Consider the following 22,858-nt stretch of genomic DNA (forward strand, 5'->3'; position numbering starts at 1 on the left):
CGGAACCGGAGAGCCCCGGGTTGATGCGCCTGCACGTGACGCGCATGGCCGCACGGACCGACTCGGTGTCCCCACGCGCAGTGGTCCGCGCCGGACAATGAGTGCATCTTGCCTTATACAAGGACTCTTTCACTGCCACTTGGGGCTGTCAAACAAAGCCGGCCGCCACCTGCGAGGCGGCGGCCTTGGATCAGTAGTCGTGCGGCGAGGACCGCACCGCGAAGCCCTCCAGTCCCTCGGGTTTCTCGTCCGTCACGGCGACCCGCTCCACCCGCGCCGCCGGCGGTCCCTGCCCGGCCCATCGGACCATGGCCTCAACGGCGTCCTCGGTGCCCTCGAACACCGCCTCGACCTCGCCGCCCGGCAGGTTCCGCACCCATCCCGACACCCCGAGTTCCCCGGCCGCGCGCCGGCACGTGTCCCTGAAGAACACGCCCTGAACGACCCCGGTCACGACCACCCTCTGACGTACAGCCATATCCGGATCGTAGGGTCCCGGGGCCGCCGGAAGCGGTTGCGGGGCACGGCGACACGGCATCCAGGGCGGCCCTCGGCGCGGGGTGGATCTGGCACGGAGCGGTCTTTCAAGCAGTGGGGCATGTAATAATCACACAACACTTTGATCTATTACACGGGGGATGTGGATGGACGCGGAGCTCGTTCGCTCATGGGTCGAGGGCTGGGTCGTCTCGCGCGGAGCGGCGCCGGCCGAGGAGGAGCCGTGGGGCCTCACCGTCGACGTGGGGCTGAGCGGTCAGGTGACCCGGCACGTCCTGCCCGACGCCGACGAGCCGCTGATACGCAAGCTCACCGAGACGGCCACCGCCCCCGGCACCTGGCTGAAGTTCTTCCTGCCGCCGGAGACCGTCGCGCCGTGGGTGGCCCCCGGTTGGCGCTTCGACAGCGAGGGCTTCTTGATGTCCACCCGGCTGCACCCGGCCTCGGTCGCCGCTCCCGGCGGCTACCGGATGCGCACCTGGAGCCGGGGTGGCGTCACCCGAGTGCTCGTCCTGGCCGAGGACGGCGCGTTCGCCGCCCGCGGTCAGGTCGCCGTGCCCGCCGCCGGGCGCACCGCCGTTGTCGACCAGGTCGAGACCTCTCCGGCGCACCGTCGCAAGGGACTCGGCAGCCTGGTCATGCGTGCGCTCGCCAACGCCGCCGTCGACGCGGGCTCCACGGCGGCGGTGCTCGGCGCGACGACTGAAGGGCGGGCGCTGTACGAGTCCTTGGGCTGGCGCACGCACGGCCCGCTGACCGGCCTGATCCGTGACACTTCCCTGGACGCGCCTCTTGGTGGCTAGGGTTCCGTGGCGGTCGACAGGGTGAGGCTCTCCAGGAGGGCTGAGCAGGCGGCGCGCAGGTGGACGGCGAGAGTGCCGCCGGTGGGGGTGTCCGGCAGCGGGGGGCGACTCGGATCTCAGCCCGATACGGCGCTGTCCCAGCCCCGGGCGACCCGCTCCTTCGCCTTCGCCGACTGCGCCTCGGTCGGGAACTGCGGCGTGCCCTCGACCGTCGGCAGCCGGGCGGCGGCAGCCTCGTCAAGGGTGCCGTCCTCCTCCATGGCGTCCGCCAGCACCGGGCGGGCGTAAGCCTTGAGACGGAGGTTCTGGCCCTCCGGGCTGAAGAGGTACTCCTGCCACAGGCGTGCGGCGGCGGGGTGCGGAGCGTCCTTGTTGATCGCCAGCGCGTAGTACTGACCGAAGCTGCCGTCGAAGGGGATGGCGACCTGCCAGTCCACACCCTTGCTGCGGAACTCCTCGGCGTAGCCGAGGTTGACGAAGTCCCAGTCGATGCTGATGGGTGTGACGCCCTTCGTGATGGCGGCCGGGGTGGACTCGGCGGGGTTGAAGTTGCCGATCTTCTCGAGCTCGGCGAAGAAGTCGATGCCCGGCTGGATGTCGTCGAAGGACCCGTTGTTCGCCAGGGCCGCCGCGTACACGCCGGCGAAGGCGGCGCCGGCCTGGGTCGGGTCGCCGTTGAGCGCGACCTTGCCCCTGTACTGGGGTTTCATCAGATCGGCGAAGGTCTGCGGGCAGGTCTTGACGCGCGTGGCGTCGCAGCCGATGGAGATGTAGCCGCCGTAGTTGTTGTACCAGCGGGACTCGGGGTCCTTCTGCCGGCTCGGGATCGAGCCGTACGGGGCGACCTCGTAGGGAGCGAGCAGATTCTGCCGGGCCGCGTCCTGCGCGAAGATGTCACCGACGTCGATCACGTCGGGCGCGTTTGCCCGACCCCGGTTCCTCTTGATGGCGTCGATCTCGCTCTGGCTGGAGCCTTCAGGATTCTCCACCCTGACGTCGATTCCGTACTTCTTTTCGAAGCCGTCCAGCAGGGCGCCGTAGCCGGCCCAGTCGCGCGGGAGTGCGATCGCGTTGAGCGTGCCCTCGTCCTTGGCCGCGGCCGCCAGCGCCTCCATGCCACCCACCTGCTCGGCGGAGGTGGCCGCCGACGGCTTCTCGCGCGTCGCGGTGGGGGTGTCGCCGCCGCAGGCGTTCACGGCCAGTGCGATGAGGGCGAGGCAACCGGAGACGACCCCTGCCCGGGCACGAAGTGCGGTCACGATGGTTCCTGGAAGGTCACAGAGGGTTCTGTTGTCTCCTTGGTCTGCCGCGTCGGCGAAGCGGTCACCGAGGCCAGCGTACCCAGTACGACGACCGCGGGGTGGGAACCGTATCGGTGCTGGTGAGGCGCGCGGAGACGGGAGGGGGACGGGAGGCTGTGGGCCGGTCGCGTGAGGCGCGGGGGAGGCCGCTTCTCACCACGCGGTGTCGTCCCAGAGGCCGGGGGCGATCTCACCGATGCCCTCACCGGCGGAGCCGTCGCCGTCATGGAGGGCCTGTTCGGCCCAGATGATCTTGCCGGTCGGGGTGTAGCGGGTGCCCCAGCGCTGGGCGAACTGGGTGACCAGGAACAGTCCACGGCCGCCCTCGTCTGTGACCTTGGCCCGGCGCAGGCGGGGGGAGGTGCTGCTGCCGTCGGCGACCTCGCAGATGAGGGCGCCCGCGGCGGAGCCGTTGATGGGCGCTGTGTGCAGCAGCCGCACGGTGACGGGCTCGGTGCCGTAGCGGATGGCGTTGGTGATCAGCTCGCTGAGGATGAGCTCGGTGGCGAAGGCGATCTGCTCCAGGCCCCAGTCCGTCACCCGGGACACGCAGGCGGAGCGGACCGAGGCCACCGCCGCCGGGTCATGAGGCACGTCCCACTCGGCGACCTGCGCGGGGCCCAGCCGACGGGTCCGGGCCACCAGCAGTGCGATGTCGTCGCGGGGCCGGGCGGGAAGCATCGCCTCGATCACCGCGGCGCAGGTCGCCTCGGGGGTGCGGTCGGGTCCTGCGAGGGCACCGCGCAGGGCCTCCAGGCCGGAGTCCAGGTCGCGGTCGCGGTCCTCGACGAGCCCGTCGGTGTAGAGCACCAGCCGGGAGCCCTCGGGCAGGGTCAGCTCGGTGCTCTCGAAAGGCAGGCCGGCGCCCAGGCCCAGCGGCGGGGAGACCGGCACCTCGGGGAAGCCCACGGTCCCATCCGGATCGACCACGGCGGGCCCCAGGTGACCGGCGGTGGCGGCGGCCACCTGCCCGGAGACGGGGTCGTAGATCGCGTACAGGCAGGTGGCCCCGGTGATCCCCTGCCAGTCCTCCTCGGCGGTCTCCTCGGTGTCGATGTGGGTCACCAGCTCATCCACATAGCTCAGCAGTTCGTCAGGGGGGAGGTCCAGGGTGGAGAAGTTGTGCACGGCGGTGCGCAGCCGGCCCATGGTGGCCGCGGCGCGCAGGCCGTGGCCGACGACGTCGCCGACCACCAGGGCGACCCGGGCACCGGACAGCGGGATGAGGTCGAACCAGTCGCCGCCCACCCCGGCCTTCGCCGGCAGATAGCGGTGCGCCACCTCCAGCGCGGTCTGCTCGGGCAGCTCGCGGGGCAACAGGCTGCGCTGCAGCGTGACGGCCATGGCGTGCTCGCGGGTGTAGCGGCGGGCGTTGTCGATGCAGACCGCCGCCCGAGCGGCCAGCTCCTCGGCGAAGGACACATCCTCCTCTTCGAACGGTGGAGAGGCGCCCGCCCGCCAGAAGTTCGCCACTCCCAGCACCATGCCCCGGGCCCGCAGCGGCACGGAGATCAGGGAGTGGATGCCCTCTTCCAGCACTCGCCGGGCCCGTTCCGGGTCCTGGGCCCGCCAGCCGTCGGAGGTGCTCAGGTCCGCGTCGAGGACGGCGCGGCCGCCGGTCACCCCGACGGCGACGGGGCTGTTGGGAGCGAACCGGATCAGATCACCGACGGGGTAGAGGGAGTGGTCGCCATCCAGCCCGACGACCGCGGTGCGGCGCATCTCGGTGCTCGCGCCGGGCGGTTCCTCACCGCGCAGCACCGAGTCCAGCAACTCGACCGTCACGACGTCGGTGAACCGGGGGACCGCCACCTCCGCCAGTTCCTCGCACGTGCGTGTCACATCCAGGGTGGTCCCGACCCGCATACCCGCGTCGTAGAGCAGCTTCAACCGCTCACGGGCTATCTCCGCCCTGCCGGAGAGCGCCCGCAGCTCGGTGGTGTCACGCAGCGTCACCACGCTGCTGAGCGGCCCATGGGGCGTGGTGAGCCGTTTGTTGACCGCCAGCAGCCGGTCACCGGCCGGGAGCACCTCGTCGGTGGCCGTGCGGGGGGAGGACAGCAGCTCGACGGCCGCCTCGGCGAGGCCCAGGTCGGTGACGTGGCGCCGCTCCGCGTCCACCGGCAGGTCCAGCAGCCGCCGGGCCTCGTCGTTGGCCAGCAGCAGCCGGCCGTCGCCCCCGATGATCAGCACGCCCTCCCGGACCGCGTGGAGAACCGCGTCGTGGTGCTCGTACATCCGGGTCATCTCGGCCGGGCCCAGGCCATGCGTCTGCCGCCGCAGCCGTCGGCTCGCCAGGCCGGCCCCGCCCGCGGCGAGCGCGAGAGCCCCGCCCGCGGTGCCGAACAGCACCGGCAGCTGCCGGTTCACCCGGTCCTGCACCTTCTCGACCGTGACCGGCACCGCGACGAGGGCGACAACCGAGCCGTCGGCATTCTTCACGGGGACCACCGAGACCACGGAAAGCCCCAGCGTCCCCTCGAAGGTCCTGGTGAACGCCTTGCCGGCCGCTGCCTCCGCGAAGGGGCCGATGACGCGTTTCCCGATCTGCCGCGGGTCACTGTGGGTGAGCGTGATCCCGTCGCGCCGGTACACGATGATCGCGTCGACACCGGCGCCCTTCCGGGCGGCCTCGGCCCGCGGCTGCAGGACCGCGGTCGGGTCGGGGCTGTCCAGGGCCGCCAGGACTCCCGGAGAGTTCGCGAACGTCTGGGCGGCGGCGAGCGTCCGGTGCTGGGCCTCGTCCTTGCTCTCGCTCCGCGCGTGGACGACCAGAGCCGTCAGAGTGGCGGCGACGAGCAGCACCACGACCACCAGCTGCAGCAGGAACACCTCGCCGGCGAGGCTGCGCACGCTCAAGCGCGAGCGCAGGCGCCGCGGCACCCGCGCGGAGTCCTGGCGGCGGGGCCGGCCGGACTCCTGGAGCCCGCGCTCGCCGCCTCCCGGACGAGGAGGCCGGCCCGGCACATGGACGCTCCTCGACGTGTGGAGCACCCTGCGCCAGGTCTGACCCAGAAGGCTACGCATAACCTATTTCTATCGCTTTCGGGTGATCACGGTAGGGATCGGCCAAGGTGCGCGGCGGCCCGGACGAGACGGACTGCCGGCCATCGCCCGGTGGGCGCACCGTCCGGGGGTGGTGGGTGCGCCGTTCGGGGGTCGGCGGCCGGCTCCGGCTCACCTCGCGACTCGGCGGAGACCCACCGGACACCGCCTAAAGCGCCATGTCCGCTCTGCATGGATATCCTGCGAAGTGTGATCAAGCCTGGACGGCTGCGCCTCCGTCGTCGCCACGGCCGGGGGCCACTTACTCTGCTGTCTCCGGTGATCCTTACCGTTGTCATCGCCAGCCTGGCGTACGCCACACCCCCGGAACTGGCCTTCAGCCGGCTCCTGCCCGCAGCGCCGGCCCTCGCCGCCGCCATGTGGCCCGTGCTCCCCACCATCCTGCTGGGGACGGTCTGCCTTCTCCTCATGATCGGCCTCGGCCTCGTCTTCCCCGGCCTGGGGACGTGGTGGACGGCGGGGGGAATCGTCGCCGTCACCGTGGCGGCCGCGTACGGAAGCCATGTCCGGCTCCAGCGGGAGCAGACGCTCTTCCAGGTCCGGCTCGTCGCCGACGCGGCGCAGCAAGTGGTCCTGAGTCCGATGCCGCGCCGCTTCGGGGGCGTCGAGATCGAGGCGCTGTATCTCGCGGCCGCGGCGGAGGCCAGTATCGGCGGCGACTTCTACGAGGTGGTCGACACCGAGTACGGGGTCCGGCTGCTCATCGGGGATGTGCGGGGCAAGGGGCTGCCGGCGGTGGGCTCGGCCGCGGCGATGGTCAACTCATTCCGGGAGGCTGCCTACGACGAGGCCGACCTGGTCAATATCGCGCGTCGCCTGGAGGCCAGCAGCAACCGCTACAACGCCGCATTTCCCCCCGAGGGCATGATGGAGCGCTTCGCGACCGCGCTTCTCGCCGAGATCCCCTACGGGGGCGGCAGTATCGGGATCCTCAACTGCGGACACCCCCCGCCGCTGCTCCTGAGCCGCGCCGAGCTCCGTGTCCTGGAGCCCACCGACCCCTCGCCGCTGCTCAACCTCGCGGAGCTGATCGGTGATCGCTACACCGTCGACACCTTCGCCTTCGCCCCTGGGGACCTGCTGTTCCTCTACACCGACGGTGTCGCCGAGGCCCGCGACCGCGACGGCGAGTTCTTCCCGGTGGCGGCCTGGTTGGGACGGCAGGCCCCGGGGCGGCCCCGCGAGCTGCTCGACGCTCTCCACCATGACCTCCTCCACTACAGCAGAGGGCGTCTCGATGACGACATCGCCGCCCTCGCCGTGCGCTTGTCCGCCGTCGCGGAGTCGCTTGACGGCCAGGGGGGTCAGCCCCGTTAGCCCGTGGACCGCCGCCCCGCGTGGCGTCGCACCGGGCCGTCGGCGGGGTGGCGCGGCGCCAGGACTCCCGTCTCACATCACCAGGCGCCGCCGCCCATGGTGTAGCTGAGCCCGGCCCCAAAACCAGGGCGCCTACCCAGGCACCCTCGAATCGCCCGTGCATTCACGTCGAGTTGCCGGGTCGGCCGAGCCGCGCCCCGACGGCGCCCGACCGGAAGATCTGCGGACAAAGGCGGTCTCACGGCCCGAGTTTCCGTCTGTTCCGGGCCGTCGGCAGGCTCGCCGGGAAGATCTCAGCCATTGAACGATGCACTGTTCATGCCATGTTGTCTCCTTCTGTCCAAGGCTTCGTGGCCTCCCTCTCCGTAACCGTCCACCGCTGCCAGCATGTGGCGACACGGGCAACGGGACGATCTCGTTCCGCCTCAACGGAAACGTTCCTGCCGCGGACCTTCCCGCCCGCGGTGGACAGACAGAAGGGAGCAGACCGTGCCACGTCTCACCCGCCGCGACATGGTCCAACGGTTCATGGTGGTGGCGGCCGGTACCGCGCTCGCCGGCCAGACCACCGTCGTGACAGCGAACGCCTCGCCGCACAGTCCGCACGGCCCACGCACCGGCCCGCCCCGCCGCTCCGCCGAGAGCGCCACCGAGGTACCGGAGGCGTTCGATGAGATGTACCTCGGCCGGCACATAGAGGGCTGGCCCGCCGACGGGCACGACGGGCACGACGGTCACGACGGAGACGGTCACGACGGGGACCGCGGCGGCCATGCCGGTCGTGGCCGAGCCGCCGGCCGCGCGCACGCCACCGAGGCCGACGGCCAGGCGCTCGTCGAGTTCACCGTCCGCGTCGACGACGACGATCTGCATGTGATGCAGAACGCCGACGGCACCTGGATCAGCGTCATCGACCACTACGAGAAGCACCCCACACCACGCGACGCCGCCCGTGCCGCCGTACGGGACCTCCACGGGGCATCACTGGTGCCCGTCACCGTCTGAGACCGCGCTCGGCACCCCCACCGAAAGGATCGTCGCCGTGGCAGACCGCAAGAACCAGGCAGACCTGTCGGCCGCCGAGAAGCGGGACTTCGTCGACGCGGTCCTCGAACTCAAACGTCAGGGCCGCTACGACGAGTTCATCACCACGCACAACGCCTTCATCATGAGCGACACCGACGACGGCGAGCGAACCGGACACCGTTCACCGTCCTTCCTGCCCTGGCACCGCCGGTTCCTGCTCCAGTTCGAGCAGGCGCTGCAGAGCGTCAACCCCTCCGTCACGCTGCCCTACTGGGACTGGACGGTCGACCGGACGCCCGGCAGCTCGCTGTGGGCGGACACCTTCCTCGGTGGTGACGGCCGCAGCGGAGACGGCCGGGTCACCTCCGGACCGTTCGCCTTCGCAGGCGGAAACTGGCCGATGAACATACGGGTCGACGGCAGGACCTTCCTGCGGCGGGCGCTGGGCGTCGGCACCCGCGAACTCCCCACCCGCGCCGAGGTGGACGCCGTACTGGCCATGCCCACGTATGACGCCGCCCCCTGGAACAGCAGGTCCAACAGCTTCCGCAACCACCTCGAGGGATGGCGAGGCCCCAACCTCCACAACCGGGTCCACGTCTGGGTCGGCGGTCAGATGACCAGCGGGGCCTCACCGAACGATCCGGTCTTCTGGCTGCACCACTGCTTCATCGACAAGCTATGGGCCGACTGGCAGAGGCTGCATCCGTCCGCCGGCTACGCACCCACCTCGGCCCCGCGCGACGTCATCGGCCTCCGCGACACGATGAAGCCCTGGAACGACGTCACGCCGCAGGACATGCTCGACCACACGCGGTTCTACACCTACCGCTGACCGGACGCCGGCCCGAGCACCAGCGTGCGCTGCCTGTCACACCCCCCTGGGGCGCGCCTCCCGCCACATCGACCAGAGTGCCGGGCCGCCCCCGGGTATGAGGATCTCGTCCCGCACGGTGAAGCCGAATCGCTTGTAGAAGGCGATGTTGGTGTGCTTCGAGGACTCGAGGTGGGCGGGCAGCCCGGCCGCGTCGGCCTTGGCCAGTCCCGAGCGCAGCAGGGCACTGCCGTGGCCGTTGCCCTGGGCGGCCGGGTCGGCGCCGAGCACCGCCAGGTACCAGTGGGGTTCCTGGGGCGTTGCCTTTCCGACCAGTTCCAGCATTTCTCCCAGCCGGGCCGCGTGCCGGCCCAGCAATCCGTTGATGCGCGCCAGCGTCGCCTCGTCCGGGTGCTGCTCGACCGTGCCGGGCGGTGTCCAGAACGCCGCCGCGGTGTCGGTGCGTTCGCAGTGGCCCAGTGGGCCGTACTTCTGCCCGAGCATGACGTCGAACCACTGGGCGAGACGGTCCTGGCGCCCCTCTTCGTCGGGGAAGAGCCACAGCATCATCGGATCGTCGGCGAAGGCGCGGGCGAGGATGTGCGTGATCTCAGGAGTGTCGCCGGTCTCGATCGGCTTGGGTGTGTTCGGTGATCGCATGCGGCCAACGTAGGCTCCACGATCTTCCGGCACATCGGTCGTTCTGCCGATTACCCAGGTCCCAGGCCCGCCGGGGGTGACCGGGCGGCGGGCCGGTGGCCTGGCCGGCCGGCCCGTTCAGCCTCGGTAGGCGCGGGCGAGAGCCAGGGAGTCCTCGTAGATGCGGTATGCGGTGATGCGCCCGTCGCGGACGGTGAAGCGCATGACGAACTCGTCGTCGTAGACCGCACCCGTGGCGTGCATGCGGAAGACGAACCGGCCGTTGACCAGAACCTGGTCCGGGCCGAGCGCCGTCATCCCGTACAACTCGAAGTCCTGCCGCTCCCCGGCGCCGGCGAGCAGGGGAAACCACTCGCGCATCGCCGCGTGCCCGGTGCGCCGCCCCGCCCAGGGCACCAGCGCGGCGTCACCGGGGACGAACCACTCGACCTCCGGGTCGAGCAGAGCGAACACCGCGTCCATGTCGCCGTGGCCGAGTGCCTCGAAGTACGCCTCGACGGTGCCGAGTGCGGTGGGCCGGGTGGAGGTGGTCATAAGGTCCTCGTTTCCTCTGTGGTGGGTCTGCTGCCTGACGTGATCCACCCTGCCCGCGCCCTGTTTTGCCCGCAAGGCAGTCTTGAGCAGATAATGCCTGCCTGGGAGGCATACATGGAGCTCAGAGTCCTCGGCTACGTCGTCGCCATCGCCGAAACCGGCACCCTGCTCGCCGCCGCCGAGCGCCTGCACATCACCCAGCCGACGCTCAGCCGCCAACTGCGCGACCTCGAACGCCGCCTGGGCACCCCGCTTTTCCGCCGCGAGGGCCGTCGTATGACCCCCACCCCGGCGGGCGAGGCGCTGCTCGCCCGTGCCCGGGTGATGCTCGCCGAGGCCCACGCCGCGCAGGAGGACGTGCGGTTGGCCGCCCAGGGGCTGTGCGGGCGGCTGACCATCACCTTCGCCGGGTCCGGGATCAACGGCCCGCTCGGCGCCGCCCTGCGCACCGCCCGCGAGACGCTCCCCGACGTCGAGCTGCGCCTGGTGGAGAGCTTCGACGACGCCCGGATGTCCGCCGAGGTGCTGGAGGGCCGCTGCGATCTCGCCGTGCAGCGGCTGCCCGCACACGATGAACGGCTCGCCGTGCAGGAGTGGTGGCGGGAGCCCTTCACGCTCTTCCTCCCCGCCGCACACCCGTTGGCCGCGGGCGATGACGAGCTGCCGCTCACCGCACTCGGCGAGGTGCCGCTGGTGCTGTGGCCCCGGGAAGCCTCGCCGTTGTCGTTCGACGAGATCGCCGCCCTGTGCCGGCAGGCCGGGGTCGTCCCGCGGGTCGCCGCCGAGGCCCGTACGGTGCAGACGCTTCTGGCGCTGGCCGCCGCGGGCTTCGGCGCCGCCGTGCTCGCCGACTCCTACCGCGTGCTGCACCGCACCGGCGTCACCCCGCGCCCGCTCGCCGGGGCCACCACCGCCAACTTCCTCGTCTGGCGCCGCAACGCGAGCAACCCGCTGGTGACCCGCTTCCGCGAATTGATCCGCTGAGCGCTGTTCCCTTGGCGGCCCGTCAGGCGCGGCTCGGTGCCGGCTCCGGCTCGCCGAGGACGAGCCCGAGCTCGACGCCCGTCACCAGCAGCAGCCCTCCGGAGGCGATCACCACGCAGCACCGCCTTCCGATGATCACTACAGTCATGGCATGGCCATACAAGACCAACTCCTCATCGACCTGATCAACCGGACCGAAATGGAAGGCGGTGGCCCGCGCATCACGGTCGTGACGGAGGGCGTGGTGATCGCGGGCCGCCTCGCCGCGCGCCGGCACTGGGCGACGCACATCGCCGGCCGGCTGAGCGACGCCGATCTGCCCGACGAACGCTTCGCCGAGGACTTCGCGCGGGAGGCGGCGGAGCCCCTGGACTATCCGCCCGCGTTCCTCCACCTCCAGGGCTGCCAGCTGATCTCCGGGTCCAGCAGCCTGCCCGCCGCGCTGGGCGAGTCCTTCCGGGTGCCGCTCTCCGCCGTGAGCGCATGGAGTGTGCGCTACTGACTTCGGCTCCTTCCCCATGAAGAGGGAAGACGCTGTCCGGCTCACAGCAGGGCCGTCAGGTTCTTCACGCTGCGGCTGCCCTCACGACGTACGCCCAGGGGGATCAGGGCGGCGCGGGACGGCAGCCGCACGCCCCCGGTGAACGCCACCCGGGTGCCCGCGCCTTCGGGCGCCGCCGCCACACCGATCAGCAGGAACCGGCTCTGCAGCCAGCACCAGCCCGGCCGGTGCACCCCGCGCAGCCGGGCCCGCATCCCGTACCTGCTGCGCGCCAGCGCCTCGACGCGCTCGCCCTGCCGGCGGACGACGCGCAGCCGCTCCATGTCGGTCACCACCTCTCCGAACCCGCCCTCCAGGTCGCCCAGCAGGGACCAGACCCGCTCGAAGGGCGCGTCGACGTGAGCCTCGGTCACATGGGCGCCGCGGATGCCGGCGGCCAGCGCGTGCAGGCGGCGTACGGGGTCGAGGTCGCTGGTGGGCCAGAACTCGTTCATGACGTCCACGCCTTCCGGAAGGTGTCGCGGGCCCGGTGCAGCCGCGACTTGACGGTGCCCGTGCGCACACCGAGCAGGGCGGCGGCGGTGCGCTCGTCCAGGCCCTCCACGTCACGCAGCATCAGCACCGCGCGATGCTCGGGGGAGAGCCTGTCCAGTACGTCCCTGATGTCGGCGGAGAGCTGGGGGTCGCCCCGGGCCGGGAGTGCGCTGAGGTCGGCCGGCACGGTGCGGGCGGCGCGGTGCGCGGTGCGGACCGCCTCGCGCACGGCGATGGCACGCACCCAGCCGTGCAGGGCGGCCGGGTCCTTGAGGGTTCGCAGCGATTTGAAGACCGCGACCAGGGCCTCCTGCGCCGCGTCCGCCCCCTGGCCCAGGGCGATGGAGGCGCAGACGCGGCCCACGTACGGGGCGAGGAGGTCCAGGAGTTCGGCCATGGCGAGGGTGTCGCCGCGCTGGGCGGCTCGCACGAGCCGGACCGTCCGGTCACCGGGTCGTTCATCGGGCACGGGCCTCATCCTTCCACCGCGCCACGCGCAGGGCGGCGAGGGCCAGGACGGCGCACAGCGGGGTGTAGAGCGCGAGGTTGAGCCGGTAGAAGGCGGTGCCGGTCTCCTTGGCGAACAGCCAGTAGATCCCCGCGAGGGCGCGCAGCGAGAGCCCCGCGGCCACGGCCAGGGTGCCGAGGCGGAGCACCGGGTGGCGGGGGTGGCGGGGGCAGGCGAGGACGAAGGCGGCGGCGGTGAGGAGGCAGGCGACGAGGGGGAGCAGGATCGGCGGTGTGAACGGCACGTCCGTACCGAGCACCGCTTGGGACAGGCTCCCGTCGTCGGCCGCGGGCCAGGTGGCGCCGGTCGTCCAGTACAGGTGGAGCAGCGCATCCGCGGTGAGTACCGAGGTGACGAGCGCGGCGGCGCGGGTCGGTGCGGGGGTGTCGGGCCGGTACGACATGAGTACTCCTGCGGAGACTTCGGGAATCCGTCACCCACCAGAGGAGCCGTCCAGCCGAAACGTTCCATCGGGAGTACCGGAATTCTTCGTCGGGCTCGAGGACCTGCCGGTCGGCACACGGGCCTGCCCCCGCGGGCACGCGAGGAGTCAGCCTGAGTTACATATCGTCACCTTGCCGTTACACTCAGTAGTGACGCCCTGTCATTCTGGCACCCGCACCTCCGGATCGGAGCAGCATGAGACCCCACACCCGACGGCGCGGTGCGTCACGGTTCCTCGCCGGGCTCACCCTCTGCGGATCGTTCCTGATCGGCGCATCGCCGAATGCCGCACCCGCGGCCGCGTCCGACGCCGCGTCAAGGGCGGCGTCCGCGGTGGCGCAGGCCGGGCCAAGCGATCGCGTGCGCGAGCGGGCCGACTTCCTCATGGCGAGGAGCTACCGGGAGTTTCCCGCGTACGCGCAGCGGCGCGAGGAGCCCTTCGACTGGAGCACCGACGGCTGCTCGCGCCCCACCCCTCTCCCGTGGGCCGAGCTCTTCCATGACGCATGCGTCATCCATGACTTCGGCTACCGCAACTACGGCGGACAGGGCCTGCGCCTGGATCCCGTCGAAGCCCGGCGCAACGCCATCGACGACCGCCTCCTCGAGGAGATGCTCCGGATCTGCCGCGACCAGCCGGACGCCTTGCCCAACTGCCCTGGCGCGGCACATCTGATGTACCAGTTCGTGCGGCAGTACGGAGAATCCGCCTTTGACTCCGAGGCAGCGACGCGGACCTGAGGCGGTCACATGATCCGCCGGGCAGGGCCTACGCTTCCGCCGTGAACGACAGCACAGATGGCATACGAATCAGGCCGGGCACCCTGGCCGACGCACCGGCGATTCTGGACATGCTCGACTCCGCGGTGGTCTGGATGAACGACCGCGGGAACACCGAGCAGTGGGGCACGACACCGTATTCGCAGCAGCCCGACGGGGTGGCGCGGGTCGAGCGGTACCTGACCGAGAACTCGCCGTTCATCGCGGAGTCGGACGGGGCGCCCGTCGGAGCCCTGGTGCTGGACGTCGGGCCCAGCCCCAACATGCCCATCGCGCCGGCCGAGGAGCCCGAGCGGTACGTCCGGCTCCTGATCTCCGACCGACGGAACGCCGGTCGCGGCATCGGGGCGGCGCTGCTCGCCCATGCCGCCGAGGAGGCTCGGCGGGCCGGTGTGGAGCTGCTGCGGGTCGACTGCTGGGCGGGCGGCGGGGGCGAGCTGGTCGCGTTCTACGAGCGCAACGGTTTCACCCCCACCGACCGTTTCCTCTCCGACTCCTGGCCGGGGCAGGTGCTGGCCCGACGGGTCGGCTGACGACGCGGCCGGCAGCGCGGCTCGCGGCGCGGCTGTCGGCGCGGCGACACTGAACCTCGTGGGCCCCGCCGCCCGGGCGGGCGTCATTCCTGCGACTGCTTCCGGCGCACGTAGACCCCGGCGCGCGCCGCCGCCACCGCCGCCTCGGCGGCGCGCTCCGCCGCCGCCTCGTCGAGCGGCGCACCGGTGGTGAGCAGCCGGTAGTACAGGGGGGCGGAGACGGCGCGGATCACCTCGGCCGCGTCGGTCTCCTCCGGCACCTCGCCGCGGTCGGCGGCCTGCCGCACACACGGGGCCCACTCCGCGACGCGGGTCCCATAGAAGCGGTGCAGCGCCTCCGCGGTCCGCGCGTCGGTGGTCGCCGCGGCGATCACCGCCTTGAAGAGCGCTCCCTGGCGGGGGTCGGAGAGAGTGCGCCGCACCAACTCGGCGTTGGCCTTCAGGTCGCCGGCCAGCGAACCGGTGTCGGTGCGGGGCAGTGACTGCTCGGCCATGTCGCCGAGCAGATCGGCGACGAGTCCGGCCACCGTGCCCCAGCGGCGGTACACCGTGGTCTTCCCCACCTCCGCGCGGCGCGCGACGTCGGCGAGGTCGAGCCGGTCGAAACCCTGCTCGGCGAGTGCGTCACCGGCCGCCTCCAGCACCGCCGCGCGCACCCGCGCCGTCCGTCCGCCGGGGCGCACGGTCCCGGGCTCAGCACCCTCGCTCGTCATAACGGGTCTCCAGTTCCATTAACTCGGGATCGTCTGCTACGTTGATCCCATCCTAAAGGGACGCCCGTCCCGTTAATTTCTTCGGAGGGATCGACCATGGAGTACCGGCAGTTGGGCGCGTCCGGCCTGAAGGTTCCCGCTCTGAGCTTCGGTGCCGGCACCTTCGGCGGACAGGGGCCGCTCTTCGGCGCCTGGGGCACCACGGGCCCGGAGGAGGCGCGCCGGCTGGTGGACATCTGCCTGGAGGCGGGCATCACCATGTTCGACACCGCGGACGTGTACTCGTCCGGCGCGTCCGAGGAGGTGCTGGGGGCGGCGGTGAAGGGCCGCCGCGACGAGGTGCTGATCTCCACCAAGGCCGGCCTCCCGATGGGGGACGGCCCCGGCGACGCGGGTACCTCGCGCTCCCGCCTCATCAAGGCGACCGAGGACGCCCTGCGCCGGCTCGGCACCGACTACATCGACCTCTTCCAACTGCACGCCTTCGACGCCGCCACCCCGGTCGAGGAGGTGCTCGCCACCCTCGACGAGCTGGTGCGCGCCGGGAAGATCCGCTACACGGGGGTGTCCAACTTCTCCGGCTGGCAGCTGATGAAGTCGCTCGCCGCCTCCGACCGGCGGGGATACCAGCGGTACGCGGCCCACCAGGTCTACTACTCCCTCGTCGGGCGCGACTACGAATGGGAGCTGATGCCCCTCGGTCTCGACCAGGGCGTCGGCGCGATGGTGTGGAGCCCGCTCGGCTGGGGACGCCTCACCGGCAAGCTGCGCCGTGGCCGCCCGCTGCCGGCCGGCAGCCGGCTCCACCAGACCGCGAACTACGGGCCGCCGGTGGAGGACGAGCACCTGTTCCGGGTGGTGGACGCGCTCGACGAGGTCGCCGAAGAGACCGGAAAGACGATTCCGCAGGTCGCCATCGCCTGGCTGCTCAGCCGCCCGACGGTCGCCACCGTCATCGTCGGCGCCCGTGACGAGGAGCAGCTCCGGCAGAACATCGGCGCGGTGGGCTGGGAACTGACCGGCGAGCAGGTGGCGAAGCTGGACGCGGCGAGCGGCAAGCCGGCGCCGTACCCGTACTTCCCCTATGAGCGGCAGGAGGGCTTCGCCCGCCTCAACCCCCCGCTGTTCCCGCACCGTTCCGCCCCGGCGGAGTGAACGGCCCCTCCCGCGATACTCATGTTCACGCCATCTTCACAGCGTGAGGTGGGTCACCGATCGGTGCCCTACACGCAAAATCCTTCGGTCAAGATCACTTTTTGACGGAGATGTTTCGGGTGTGACCGCCCGCGGGTGGCCGCACCCGAAACAACCTCTATAGAGCTAGTTCATCATTCATAGGCCCAATGTCCGCATTGGGAACTGTCGTTCTCTGTCCCCCTCGCGGTCGTGCAAGCATCCGGACTCGCGCGGATTGATCACGAAATACAACCGGCTACCGCCGCAAACGTGACATTCAGCGATTTTTCCGTCCAACGATTCCCGAGGGGGACTTCCGCATGCCTTCCCATGCCGCAGCGTCCGGCGTGACCCGCCGCGTCACGCTCCGAGGAGCCGCCGTCATCGCCGCCGGTGCCGTGCTGACCGCCGCGCCGAGCGCCCTGGCTGCCGGGGCGACGGACCACACCGGCCACGACGGGCACGGCGGCCACGCCCCGGCCCCGTTCGACGAGACGTACAAGGGCCGGCGCATCACAGGGCGCCCCGCCGAGGGGGAGCACGCGGCACACGGCGGCTACTCGGTGACCATCGACGGCCAGGAACTGCACGTCATGCGCAATGCCGACTCCACCTGGATCAGCGTCATCAACCACTACCAGCCGTACCGCGATCCGCTCTCCCTGACTCGCGCCGCCGTCGACAAGCTCCAGGGCGCCACCCTCGTGCCCATCGCGATGAACCCGGTCCTGTCCTTCTCCACCTGAGCCGGCACTGCCCGAGGCGAAACGTCACAGCACCGAGCCGTACACGAAAGGACCGCACCACCCATGGCAGTGCGCAAGAACCAGGCCACCCTCACCGCGACCGAGAAGCGCGCCTTCATAGGCGCCGTGCTGGAGCTCAAGAAGCGCGGCCGCTACGACGACTTCGTGCGGACGCACAACGCGTTCATCATGAGCGACCACGACGACAGCGACCGCGTCGGCCACCGCTCCCCCTCCTTCCTGCCCTGGCACCGTCGCTTCCTGCTGGAGTTCGAGCGGGAACTGCAGAAGATCGACTCCTCGGTCACGCTGCCCTACTGGGACTGGACCGCCGACCGCACCACCACCGCGTCCCTGTGGGGCCCCGACTTCCTCGGCGGCAGCGGCCGCAGCCGCGACGCCCAGGTGACGACCGGTCCGTTCTCGTACTCCACGGGCCAGTGGGCCATCAAGGTCTCGGCCGACAGCCGCCCCTACCTGCAGCGCGAGCTGGGCGCGGGCACCCGCGCCCTGCCCACGCGCGCCGAGGTCGACTCGGTCCTCGCCATGAACGTCTACGACATGGCGCCCTGGAACAGCGCGTCCAACGGCTTCCGCAATCACCTGGAGGGCTGGCGCGGCGTCAACCTCCACAACCGCGTCCATGTGTGGGTGGGCGGTCAGATGGCCACCGGCGCCTCACCCAATGACCCGGTCTTCTGGCTGCACCACGCCTTCATCGACAAACTGTGGGCCGACTGGCAGCGGCTCCATCCCACTTCCGGCTATCTGCCGACCGGCGGCACCGCCGATGTCGTGGACCTCAACGACACCATGCGGCCCTGGAACGACGTGACCCCGGCCGACGTGCTGGATCACACGAAGTTCTACACCTACGACCGCTGACGCCTGGGGTGCGCCGGGGTGGCCGGGCGCGCGGTCCGTCCACCCCGGCGGGGCGTCCGTCCGGACCGCGGATGCGCGGTCCGTCCGCCCGCGCGGGTGGTTCCTCCGGGTGCGCCGTGCCGCTGGGCGCCGCCGCTTGACGCGCGGCACCGGGGGAGAGATATTCAGCATATGGTGAATAAATTCCGGAGAAGCCCGCCCCCGTCCCGGCCACCGTCCTCGCCGCGCCAACCGCCGCACGCCCCGGGGGATCCACCCCACGAGCCCGGGAACCAGCCCGGTGACCAGGGGGATCGGCCCGCCATCCTCGCCCGCGGACTGACCGTCGAGCGCGGCGGCCGCCCGGTCGTCGACCGCCTCGACTTCACCGTTCCCCGGGGCCGTGTCACCGGACTCCTCGGCCCCAGCGGATGCGGAAAGTCCACTCTGATGCGCGCCGTGGTCGGCACCCAGGCCAGGGTCACCGGGACCTTGGACGTACTGGGCCGCCGCGCGGGCTCCGCCCCGCTCCGCGACCGCATCGGCTACCTCACCCAATCCCCGTCCGTCTACCTCGACCTGACCGCGCGCCAGAACCTCGCTTACTACGCGGCGGTCCTCGCGCCCCGCGACAAACGCCAGGACCAGATCGAGCGGGTGCTGGCCGAAGTCGACCTCACCGGCCACGCCGACTCCCTGACCGGCAACCTCTCCGGCGGCGAGCTGAGCCGCGTCTCGCTCGCCGTCGCCCTCCTCGGCAGCCCCGAACTGCTGGTGCTGGACGAACCGACCGTCGGCCTGGATCCCGTACTCCGGCGCGACCTGTGGACGCTCTTCCGCCGCCTCGCGCACGACAGCGGGGTGACGCTCCTGGTCTCCTCGCACGTCATGGACGAGGCCGAGCGCTGCGACGGCCTCCTGCTCATGCGCGACGGCCGACTGCTCACGGCGGGGGAGAGCCCGGACGAGCTGCGCCGCCACACGGGTACGGAGACGATGGAGGCTGCCTTCCTGCACCTGGTGGAGGCCGGGGCACGCGAGGAAGAACGGCCGCAGGACCCGGACCAGGCACCACACCGACGACGGGAGCCAGGCCCATGAGCCTTCAGCGCGTCCTCGCCACCGCCCGCCGGGTACTGCAACAACTGCGCCACGACCCCCGCACCATCGGTCTGCTGCTGCTCATCCCCGTCGCCCTGCTGACCCTGCTGCACTGGGTCTTCGACTCCGACCCCCGGCGTTTCGACTCCATCGGCGCCTCGCTGCTCGGCATCTTCCCGATGGTGTCGATGTTCCTCATCACCTCCATCACCACCCTGCGGGAGCGGACCACCGGCACCCTGGAGCGCCTGCTGTCGATGCCGCTCGGCAAGGCCGACCTGATCCTCGGCTACGCTCTCGCCTTCGGCCTCATGGCCGTCCTCCAGGCCGGCCTGGCCACCGGCGTCGCCATCTCGGCGCTGGGCCTCGACATCGCCGGGTCCCCCTGGCTGCTGCTGATCGTCGCGGTGCTGGACGCGCTCCTGGGCACCGCCCTCGGGCTGTTCGTCAGCGCCTTCGCGGCCACGGAGTTCCAGGCCGTCCAGTTCATGCCAGCGCTGATCTTTCCGCAGATCCTCCTGTGCGGCCTCTTCGCGCCCCGGGACTCCATGCAGCCGGCCCTGGAAGCGGTCTCCAACGTCCTGCCCATGTCCTACGCGGTGGACGGCATGACCGAACTTCTCCTGCATGACTCCGTCACGGACGACTTCTACCGCGACGTGGCGGTCATCGCGGGCAGCGCGGTGCTGGTACTCGGCCTGGGCGCGGCGACGCTGCGCCGCCGTACGGCGTGACCCCGGGCCCCGTGCGGGCCCGGCGTCCCCGCTTCGCCGCTCCGCGTCTTCTCCCTACCGCGCGTCTGTCTCCTTGAGCTGGTACAGCTCGGGCACGGAGACCTTGATCGGCTCTTGCGTCGTCCGGGCGATCACGACGACCGCGGGCTCGTCCGGGTCGGGGTTCTCCTCCCGGTGCGGGACGAACGGCGGGACGAGGAAGAAGTCGCCCGGACCGGCGGCGAGCCGTACCTCCTGGGTGCCGTCGTGGTAGACGAACACAGGGTGGCCGCTGACCACGAAGATCCCCGCCTCCGAATCGCCGTGATGGTGGTTGTCCGTCGCGCTCGCCGGCGGGTTCTCCACCAGCCCCATCCAGAGCTTCCTCGAACCGACGGTGCCGCCGCTGATGGCGGCGTAGCCGTCCAGGTTGCCGGATCGGATGTGATGGACGCGGTTGTTCAGCGGCGCGTCGTCACCAGAGCCCGGTGCGGTCCCCGTGCCTTCGTGCTGAGTCATCGTGCAGCCTCCCGGTTCTCGATTGCCTTGGCCGGACCAGCTTGTGACGACCGTGCCGCAAGCGACAACGGTTGTTGCCGTTATGGCAAATCGATCCGCTCGCGGGCATGGCGGACGCGGAGCCGAACCTCCCGGGTGGCCGCGGCCTGACCGATCGAGAAGCCGGCACCCGGTGCGTGCCGGGGGCGCCATCGGGGCATCTCCTCGGGCGGTGAACCTGTCTGCTCGATCGCGCAGCCGTGCAGGTTCAGCCGACCGGCGTCCCCTCCCCGGCCCAGGCGGCCAGCAGCCGCAGCGCGGTGTGCGAGGGCGAGCCTTCCTCGACGGTGTGCGCGATCAGGGCCTGGTCCGGGTCATCCGGCAGTCGCAAGGTCTCGAATCGGAGATCCAGTCGGCCCACCACGGGGTGCTGGTAGAGGTAGCTTCCGTGGGTCTTGTCCTGGAGGCGATGCTCCGCCCACACCTGCCGGAACACCGGGCTGGCGGTGGCGAGTTCGTCGAGCAGCTCCGCGGTGTGCGGATCGTCGGGGTGGCGCGCGGCGTCGAGACGCAGGTAGGCGGCCACGTCACTGGCCTTGCCGCGCCAGTCGGCGTACAGATCACGCGTCCCCTCGTCCAGGAAGACCAGGCGGGCCAGGTTCCGCTGCCGGGGAGGAAGCGCGCCGAAATCGGTGATCAGGGCTGCCGCGAGGCGGTTCCACGCCAGGACGTCGGTGTTGCGGCCGACGATGTACGCCGGGACGTCAGGCGTGGAGTCCAGCAGCCGGCGCAGGCCCGGCCGGACCTGCTGCGGGCCGGGTGAGCCCTCCTCGTGCCGTGGTTCCGACCGGGGCGCGGGGCGTGCCAGCCGGTACAGGTGCTCGCGCTCCACGGCGTCCAGGCGCAGGGCGCGGGCGACCGCGTCCAGCACCTCCTCGGAGAAGTGCAGCGTGCGGCCCTGCTCCAGCCGTACGTAGTGATCCACGCTCACCCCGGCGAGCCGGGCCAGTTCCTCCCGGCGCAGCCCGGGGACCCGGCGGCGGCTCCCGTAGTCCGGCAGCCCCAGTTCCTCGGGCCGCAACCGTGCCCTGCGGGAGCGGAGGAACTCGCCCAGTTCGGTACGTCGGTCCAGTGCCATGTGGCCAGTATCCACCGCCGGTGCCGTGCGGCGGCGGCGGCCTGAGCCTGGTCATGCCGTGCCCAGGCACGGGCCGGCACTGGGTGGGCCCGGCGGCCTGCACCACAGTGGTGGACGCCGGAACGGTTCCGGCCGACCGGAGGCACCCCTGGCCCCCGGTCCTCCTCAACCACACTGGGAGTTCCGCGACATGAGCGCAACCAACCTGCCCACCCGTCCGCTGGGAACCACCGGCATGGACATCACCCGCGTCGGCTTCGGCTCCTGGGCGGTGGCCGGCTCGGGATGGTTCTTCGGCTGGGGCGCCACCGACGACCACGAGTCCATCGCCGCGATCCGCCACGCGGTCGCCTCGGGCGTCAACTGGATCGACACCGCTGCCGTGTACGGACTGGGCCACTCCGAGGAACTGGTCGGCAAGGCCATCGCCGATCTGCCCGAGGCCGAGCGCCCCTACGTCTTCACCAAGGCCGGGCTGGTCTGGGACCCGGACAACCCGCAGGCCGCACCCCGCCGGACCATGAACCCCGCCAGCGTCCGCCGCGAGATCGACGACTCCCTCCGGCGCCTGGGCATCGACCGCATCGACCTGTACCAGGTGCACTGGCCGGACACCGGCGAATCGCTGGAGTACGCGGGCGACGGCTTTGGATCCGTCTCCCCGAACGCCACCCCGCTGGAGGAGTACTGGCAGGTCATGGCCGATCTCAAGGCCGAGGGGAAGGTCCGCGCGATCGGTCTGTCCAACCACTCGACCGAGCAGCTCGACGCCGCCGAGCGGATCGCCCACGTCGACGCCATCCAGCCTCCGTTCTCGGCCATCAACCGCTCGGCCGCGTCCGAGATCGCCTGGGCCCGTGCCCACGACACCGGCGTGATCGTCTACTCCCCGCTCCAGTCGGGTCTGCTCACCGGCGCCTTCTCCGCCGAACGCGCCGCGAGTCTGTCCGCCGACGACTGGCGCTCCGCTCACCATGACTTCACCACAGGACTGACCGCCAACCTCCGCCTGGCCGAAGCGCTGCGGCCCGTCGCCGACCGGCACGGCGCCACCGTCGCCGAGGTCGCCATCGCCTGGGCCCTGGCCTGGCCAGGCATCACCGGCGCGATCGTCGGCGCCCGCAACGCCCGTCAGGTCGACGGCTGGAGTGCGGCCGGTGCGGTCCACCTGACGCGCACCGATCTCGACGAGATCGCCACCGCGATCACTGACTCCGGCGCGGGCACGGGCCCCGCCCGCCCGTAGCCGCCGTACCCCCGCAAGACCGACCGCCGCCCCACCCCCATCAAGGAGATCGCCGCCCATGTCCCTCGTCGTCATTGCCGAATGCCTGGCCGCCCCGGGCCAGGAGGACCGCCTGCGCACCGCCCTGGAGGCGATGATCGAACCGTCTCTGGAAGAACCCGGCTGTCTCGCGTACAGCCCCTACGCCGACCCCAACCGCCCCGCCCGCATGGTCATTGTCGAGGAGTGGGCCGACCTGGAGGCTCTGCGGGAACACTTCGAAACCGCCCATTTCCTGCACGTCAGGCAAGTCCTGGACCACGTCCTGGCCGAGCCCATGACCCTGCGGACGCTGGTGGCCGCCCCCACCGGGTGACCAC

At 71.3% G+C, this 22,858-nt stretch carries 27 protein-coding genes; 15 read left to right on the forward strand and 12 right to left on the reverse strand.

The genetic code is table 11. The features are described from left to right. Nucleotides 1-190 precede the first annotated feature (190 nt). Entirely contained in the window at nt 191-478 is a 288-nt protein-coding gene (locus AC4BDD_RS30045) for an acylphosphatase (protein WP_490688627.1), read from the reverse strand. 166 nt (nt 479-644) lie between these two features. Here AC4BDD_RS30045 and AC4BDD_RS30050 point away from each other — a divergent pair, with 166 nt between their 5' ends. Continuing rightward, nucleotides 645-1,301 (forward strand): GNAT family N-acetyltransferase, encoded by a 657-nt coding sequence (locus AC4BDD_RS30050; protein ID WP_490688628.1) that lies wholly within the window; start codon nt 645-647, stop codon nt 1,299-1,301. A gap of 116 nt (nt 1,302-1,417) precedes the next feature. Here the strand turns inward: AC4BDD_RS30050 and AC4BDD_RS30055 are convergent, their stop codons facing one another. Beyond that, complete coding sequence (locus AC4BDD_RS30055; protein WP_490688629.1) at nt 1,418-2,560, reverse strand: ABC transporter substrate-binding protein; 1,143 nt, start codon at nt 2,558-2,560, stop codon at nt 1,418-1,420. A 195-nt stretch (nt 2,561-2,755) separates the two neighbouring features. After that, nucleotides 2,756-5,629, reverse strand: coding sequence for a SpoIIE family protein phosphatase (locus AC4BDD_RS30060; RefSeq protein WP_490688630.1), 2,874 nt, complete (start codon nt 5,627-5,629; stop codon nt 2,756-2,758). A 297-nt stretch (nt 5,630-5,926) separates the two neighbouring features. Here AC4BDD_RS30060 and AC4BDD_RS30065 point away from each other — a divergent pair, with 297 nt between their 5' ends. From AC4BDD_RS30065 to melC2 (AC4BDD_RS30075), 3 genes are all read left to right on the forward strand, one after another. Next, a complete protein-coding gene (locus AC4BDD_RS30065) occupies nt 5,927-6,985 on the forward strand; it encodes a PP2C family protein-serine/threonine phosphatase (RefSeq protein WP_490688631.1) in 1,059 nt (352 codons plus the stop codon). 489 nt (nt 6,986-7,474) lie between these two features. Then, on the forward strand, nt 7,475-7,990 hold the full coding sequence (locus AC4BDD_RS30070) for a tyrosinase family oxidase copper chaperone (protein ID WP_490688632.1): 516 nt from the start codon (nt 7,475-7,477) through the stop codon (nt 7,988-7,990). 37 nt (nt 7,991-8,027) lie between these two features. Continuing rightward, a complete protein-coding gene (gene melC2, locus AC4BDD_RS30075; protein WP_490688633.1) occupies nt 8,028-8,846 on the forward strand; it encodes a tyrosinase MelC2 in 819 nt (272 codons plus the stop codon). 36 nt (nt 8,847-8,882) lie between these two features. Here the strand turns inward: melC2 (AC4BDD_RS30075) and AC4BDD_RS30080 are convergent, their stop codons facing one another. Next, the gene (locus AC4BDD_RS30080) at nt 8,883-9,485 is read right to left on the reverse strand and encodes a GNAT family N-acetyltransferase (RefSeq protein WP_490688634.1); all 603 of its coding nucleotides are present in this window, start codon (nt 9,483-9,485) and stop codon (nt 8,883-8,885) included. Nucleotides 9,486-9,602: 117 nt separating this feature from the next. Beyond that, entirely contained in the window at nt 9,603-10,019 is a 417-nt protein-coding gene (locus AC4BDD_RS30085) for a nuclear transport factor 2 family protein (RefSeq protein ID WP_490688635.1), read from the reverse strand. A 114-nt stretch (nt 10,020-10,133) separates the two neighbouring features. Here AC4BDD_RS30085 and AC4BDD_RS30090 point away from each other — a divergent pair, with 114 nt between their 5' ends. Next, nucleotides 10,134-11,003, forward strand: a complete 870-nt coding sequence (locus AC4BDD_RS30090; RefSeq protein ID WP_490688636.1) for a LysR family transcriptional regulator — start codon at nt 10,134-10,136, stop codon at nt 11,001-11,003. Between the two features lie 22 nt (nt 11,004-11,025). Here the strand turns inward: AC4BDD_RS30090 and AC4BDD_RS30095 are convergent, their stop codons facing one another. Further along, nucleotides 11,026-11,151, reverse strand: a complete 126-nt coding sequence (locus AC4BDD_RS30095) for a hypothetical protein (RefSeq protein ID WP_490688637.1) — start codon at nt 11,149-11,151, stop codon at nt 11,026-11,028. A gap of 3 nt (nt 11,152-11,154) precedes the next feature. Between AC4BDD_RS30095 and AC4BDD_RS30100 the strand changes: the two genes are divergently transcribed. Next, a complete protein-coding gene (locus tag AC4BDD_RS30100) occupies nt 11,155-11,505 on the forward strand; it encodes a GvpU-like protein (RefSeq protein WP_490688638.1) in 351 nt (116 codons plus the stop codon). Nucleotides 11,506-11,546: 41 nt separating this feature from the next. Here the strand turns inward: AC4BDD_RS30100 and AC4BDD_RS30105 are convergent, their stop codons facing one another. From AC4BDD_RS30105 to AC4BDD_RS30115, 3 genes are read right to left on the reverse strand one after another with little or no spacing between them, the layout of a single operon-like run. Then, nucleotides 11,547-11,999: a hypothetical protein gene (locus AC4BDD_RS30105; protein ID WP_490688639.1), complete on the reverse strand. Its 453-nt coding sequence runs from the start codon at nt 11,997-11,999 to the stop codon at nt 11,547-11,549. Continuing rightward, nucleotides 11,996-12,517 (reverse strand): RNA polymerase sigma factor, encoded by a 522-nt coding sequence (locus tag AC4BDD_RS30110; RefSeq protein ID WP_490688640.1) that lies wholly within the window; start codon nt 12,515-12,517, stop codon nt 11,996-11,998. Before AC4BDD_RS30110 ends, AC4BDD_RS30105 begins: the two co-directional genes overlap by 4 nt. Further along, the gene (locus tag AC4BDD_RS30115) at nt 12,498-12,950 is read right to left on the reverse strand and encodes a DUF3995 domain-containing protein (protein WP_490688641.1); all 453 of its coding nucleotides are present in this window, start codon (nt 12,948-12,950) and stop codon (nt 12,498-12,500) included. The genes AC4BDD_RS30110 and AC4BDD_RS30115 overlap by 20 nt, the downstream gene beginning before the upstream one ends. Nucleotides 12,951-13,186: 236 nt before the next feature. On the opposite strand from AC4BDD_RS30115, the gene AC4BDD_RS30120 reads away from it, so the two are divergent. Both AC4BDD_RS30120 and AC4BDD_RS30125 read left to right on the forward strand, forming a co-directional pair. Continuing rightward, nucleotides 13,187-13,732 (forward strand): phospholipase A2, encoded by a 546-nt coding sequence (locus AC4BDD_RS30120; RefSeq protein ID WP_490688642.1) that lies wholly within the window; start codon nt 13,187-13,189, stop codon nt 13,730-13,732. Nucleotides 13,733-13,773: 41 nt separating this feature from the next. Next, nucleotides 13,774-14,304, forward strand: a complete 531-nt coding sequence (locus tag AC4BDD_RS30125) for a GNAT family N-acetyltransferase (protein WP_490688643.1) — start codon at nt 13,774-13,776, stop codon at nt 14,302-14,304. Between the two features lie 83 nt (nt 14,305-14,387). Here AC4BDD_RS30125 and AC4BDD_RS30130 read toward each other — a convergent pair whose 3' ends face one another. Continuing rightward, nucleotides 14,388-15,017 (reverse strand): TetR/AcrR family transcriptional regulator, encoded by a 630-nt coding sequence (locus tag AC4BDD_RS30130; protein WP_490688644.1) that lies wholly within the window; start codon nt 15,015-15,017, stop codon nt 14,388-14,390. A gap of 96 nt (nt 15,018-15,113) precedes the next feature. Between AC4BDD_RS30130 and AC4BDD_RS30135 the strand changes: the two genes are divergently transcribed. From AC4BDD_RS30135 to AC4BDD_RS30155, 5 genes are all read left to right on the forward strand, one after another. After that, nucleotides 15,114-16,172, forward strand: a complete 1,059-nt coding sequence (locus tag AC4BDD_RS30135; protein ID WP_490688645.1) for an aldo/keto reductase — start codon at nt 15,114-15,116, stop codon at nt 16,170-16,172. Between the two features lie 341 nt (nt 16,173-16,513). After that, nucleotides 16,514-16,939, forward strand: coding sequence for an apotyrosinase chaperone MelC1 (gene melC1, locus AC4BDD_RS30140; RefSeq protein ID WP_490688646.1), 426 nt, complete (start codon nt 16,514-16,516; stop codon nt 16,937-16,939). Between the two features lie 63 nt (nt 16,940-17,002). Further along, complete coding sequence (melC2, locus tag AC4BDD_RS30145) at nt 17,003-17,824, forward strand: tyrosinase MelC2 (protein ID WP_490688647.1); 822 nt, start codon at nt 17,003-17,005, stop codon at nt 17,822-17,824. Between the two features lie 171 nt (nt 17,825-17,995). Then, entirely contained in the window at nt 17,996-18,904 is a 909-nt protein-coding gene (locus AC4BDD_RS30150) for an ABC transporter ATP-binding protein (protein WP_490688648.1), read from the forward strand. After that, nucleotides 18,901-19,638 (forward strand): ABC transporter permease, encoded by a 738-nt coding sequence (locus AC4BDD_RS30155; RefSeq protein WP_490688649.1) that lies wholly within the window; start codon nt 18,901-18,903, stop codon nt 19,636-19,638. Before AC4BDD_RS30150 ends, AC4BDD_RS30155 begins: the two co-directional genes overlap by 4 nt. A 54-nt stretch (nt 19,639-19,692) precedes the next feature. Here AC4BDD_RS30155 and AC4BDD_RS30160 read toward each other — a convergent pair whose 3' ends face one another. Further along, nucleotides 19,693-20,136: a cupin domain-containing protein gene (locus tag AC4BDD_RS30160; RefSeq protein WP_490688650.1), complete on the reverse strand. Its 444-nt coding sequence runs from the start codon at nt 20,134-20,136 to the stop codon at nt 19,693-19,695. Between the two features lie 247 nt (nt 20,137-20,383). Beyond that, on the reverse strand, nt 20,384-21,253 hold the full coding sequence (locus tag AC4BDD_RS30165) for a helix-turn-helix transcriptional regulator (protein WP_490688651.1): 870 nt from the start codon (nt 21,251-21,253) through the stop codon (nt 20,384-20,386). Between the two features lie 190 nt (nt 21,254-21,443). Here AC4BDD_RS30165 and AC4BDD_RS30170 point away from each other — a divergent pair, with 190 nt between their 5' ends. Continuing rightward, nucleotides 21,444-22,499, forward strand: a complete 1,056-nt coding sequence (locus AC4BDD_RS30170) for an aldo/keto reductase (RefSeq protein WP_490688652.1) — start codon at nt 21,444-21,446, stop codon at nt 22,497-22,499. Between the two features lie 58 nt (nt 22,500-22,557). Further along, a complete protein-coding gene (locus tag AC4BDD_RS30175; RefSeq protein WP_490688653.1) occupies nt 22,558-22,854 on the forward strand; it encodes a putative quinol monooxygenase in 297 nt (98 codons plus the stop codon). Nucleotides 22,855-22,858 lie beyond the last annotated feature (4 nt).

It is taken from the genome of Streptomyces sp. JLBT605, from assembly GCF_058215555.1.

Bases quoted from the DNA above. Each gene is read 5' to 3' on its own strand.
- AC4BDD_RS30045 (WP_490688627.1), bottom strand. From the start codon at position 478: ATGGCTGTACGTCAGAGGGTGGTCGTGACCGGGGTCGTTCAGGGCGTG.
- AC4BDD_RS30050 (WP_490688628.1), top strand. From the start codon at position 645: ATGGACGCGGAGCTCGTTCGCTCATGGGTCGAGGGCTGGGTCGTCTCG.
- AC4BDD_RS30060 (WP_490688630.1), bottom strand. From the start codon at position 5,629: ATGCGTAGCCTTCTGGGTCAGACCTGGCGCAGGGTGCTCCACACGTCG.
- AC4BDD_RS30080 (WP_490688634.1), bottom strand. From the start codon at position 9,485: ATGCGATCACCGAACACACCCAAGCCGATCGAGACCGGCGACACTCCT.
- AC4BDD_RS30085 (WP_490688635.1), bottom strand. From the start codon at position 10,019: ATGACCACCTCCACCCGGCCCACCGCACTCGGCACCGTCGAGGCGTAC.
- AC4BDD_RS30090 (WP_490688636.1), top strand. From the start codon at position 10,134: ATGGAGCTCAGAGTCCTCGGCTACGTCGTCGCCATCGCCGAAACCGGC.
- AC4BDD_RS30095 (WP_490688637.1), bottom strand. From the start codon at position 11,151: ATGACTGTAGTGATCATCGGAAGGCGGTGCTGCGTGGTGATCGCCTCC.
- AC4BDD_RS30100 (WP_490688638.1), top strand. From the start codon at position 11,155: ATGGCCATACAAGACCAACTCCTCATCGACCTGATCAACCGGACCGAA.
- AC4BDD_RS30105 (WP_490688639.1), bottom strand. From the start codon at position 11,999: ATGAACGAGTTCTGGCCCACCAGCGACCTCGACCCCGTACGCCGCCTG.
- AC4BDD_RS30110 (WP_490688640.1), bottom strand. From the start codon at position 12,517: ATGAGGCCCGTGCCCGATGAACGACCCGGTGACCGGACGGTCCGGCTC.
- AC4BDD_RS30115 (WP_490688641.1), bottom strand. From the start codon at position 12,950: ATGTCGTACCGGCCCGACACCCCCGCACCGACCCGCGCCGCCGCGCTC.
- AC4BDD_RS30120 (WP_490688642.1), top strand. From the start codon at position 13,187: ATGAGACCCCACACCCGACGGCGCGGTGCGTCACGGTTCCTCGCCGGG.
- AC4BDD_RS30130 (WP_490688644.1), bottom strand. From the start codon at position 15,017: ATGACGAGCGAGGGTGCTGAGCCCGGGACCGTGCGCCCCGGCGGACGG.
- AC4BDD_RS30135 (WP_490688645.1), top strand. From the start codon at position 15,114: ATGGAGTACCGGCAGTTGGGCGCGTCCGGCCTGAAGGTTCCCGCTCTG.
- melC1 (WP_490688646.1), top strand. From the start codon at position 16,514: ATGCCTTCCCATGCCGCAGCGTCCGGCGTGACCCGCCGCGTCACGCTC.
- melC2 (WP_490688647.1), top strand. From the start codon at position 17,003: ATGGCAGTGCGCAAGAACCAGGCCACCCTCACCGCGACCGAGAAGCGC.
- AC4BDD_RS30150 (WP_490688648.1), top strand. From the start codon at position 17,996: ATGGTGAATAAATTCCGGAGAAGCCCGCCCCCGTCCCGGCCACCGTCC.
- AC4BDD_RS30155 (WP_490688649.1), top strand. From the start codon at position 18,901: ATGAGCCTTCAGCGCGTCCTCGCCACCGCCCGCCGGGTACTGCAACAA.
- AC4BDD_RS30160 (WP_490688650.1), bottom strand. From the start codon at position 20,136: ATGACTCAGCACGAAGGCACGGGGACCGCACCGGGCTCTGGTGACGAC.
- AC4BDD_RS30165 (WP_490688651.1), bottom strand. From the start codon at position 21,253: ATGGCACTGGACCGACGTACCGAACTGGGCGAGTTCCTCCGCTCCCGC.
- AC4BDD_RS30170 (WP_490688652.1), top strand. From the start codon at position 21,444: ATGAGCGCAACCAACCTGCCCACCCGTCCGCTGGGAACCACCGGCATG.
- AC4BDD_RS30175 (WP_490688653.1), top strand. From the start codon at position 22,558: ATGTCCCTCGTCGTCATTGCCGAATGCCTGGCCGCCCCGGGCCAGGAG.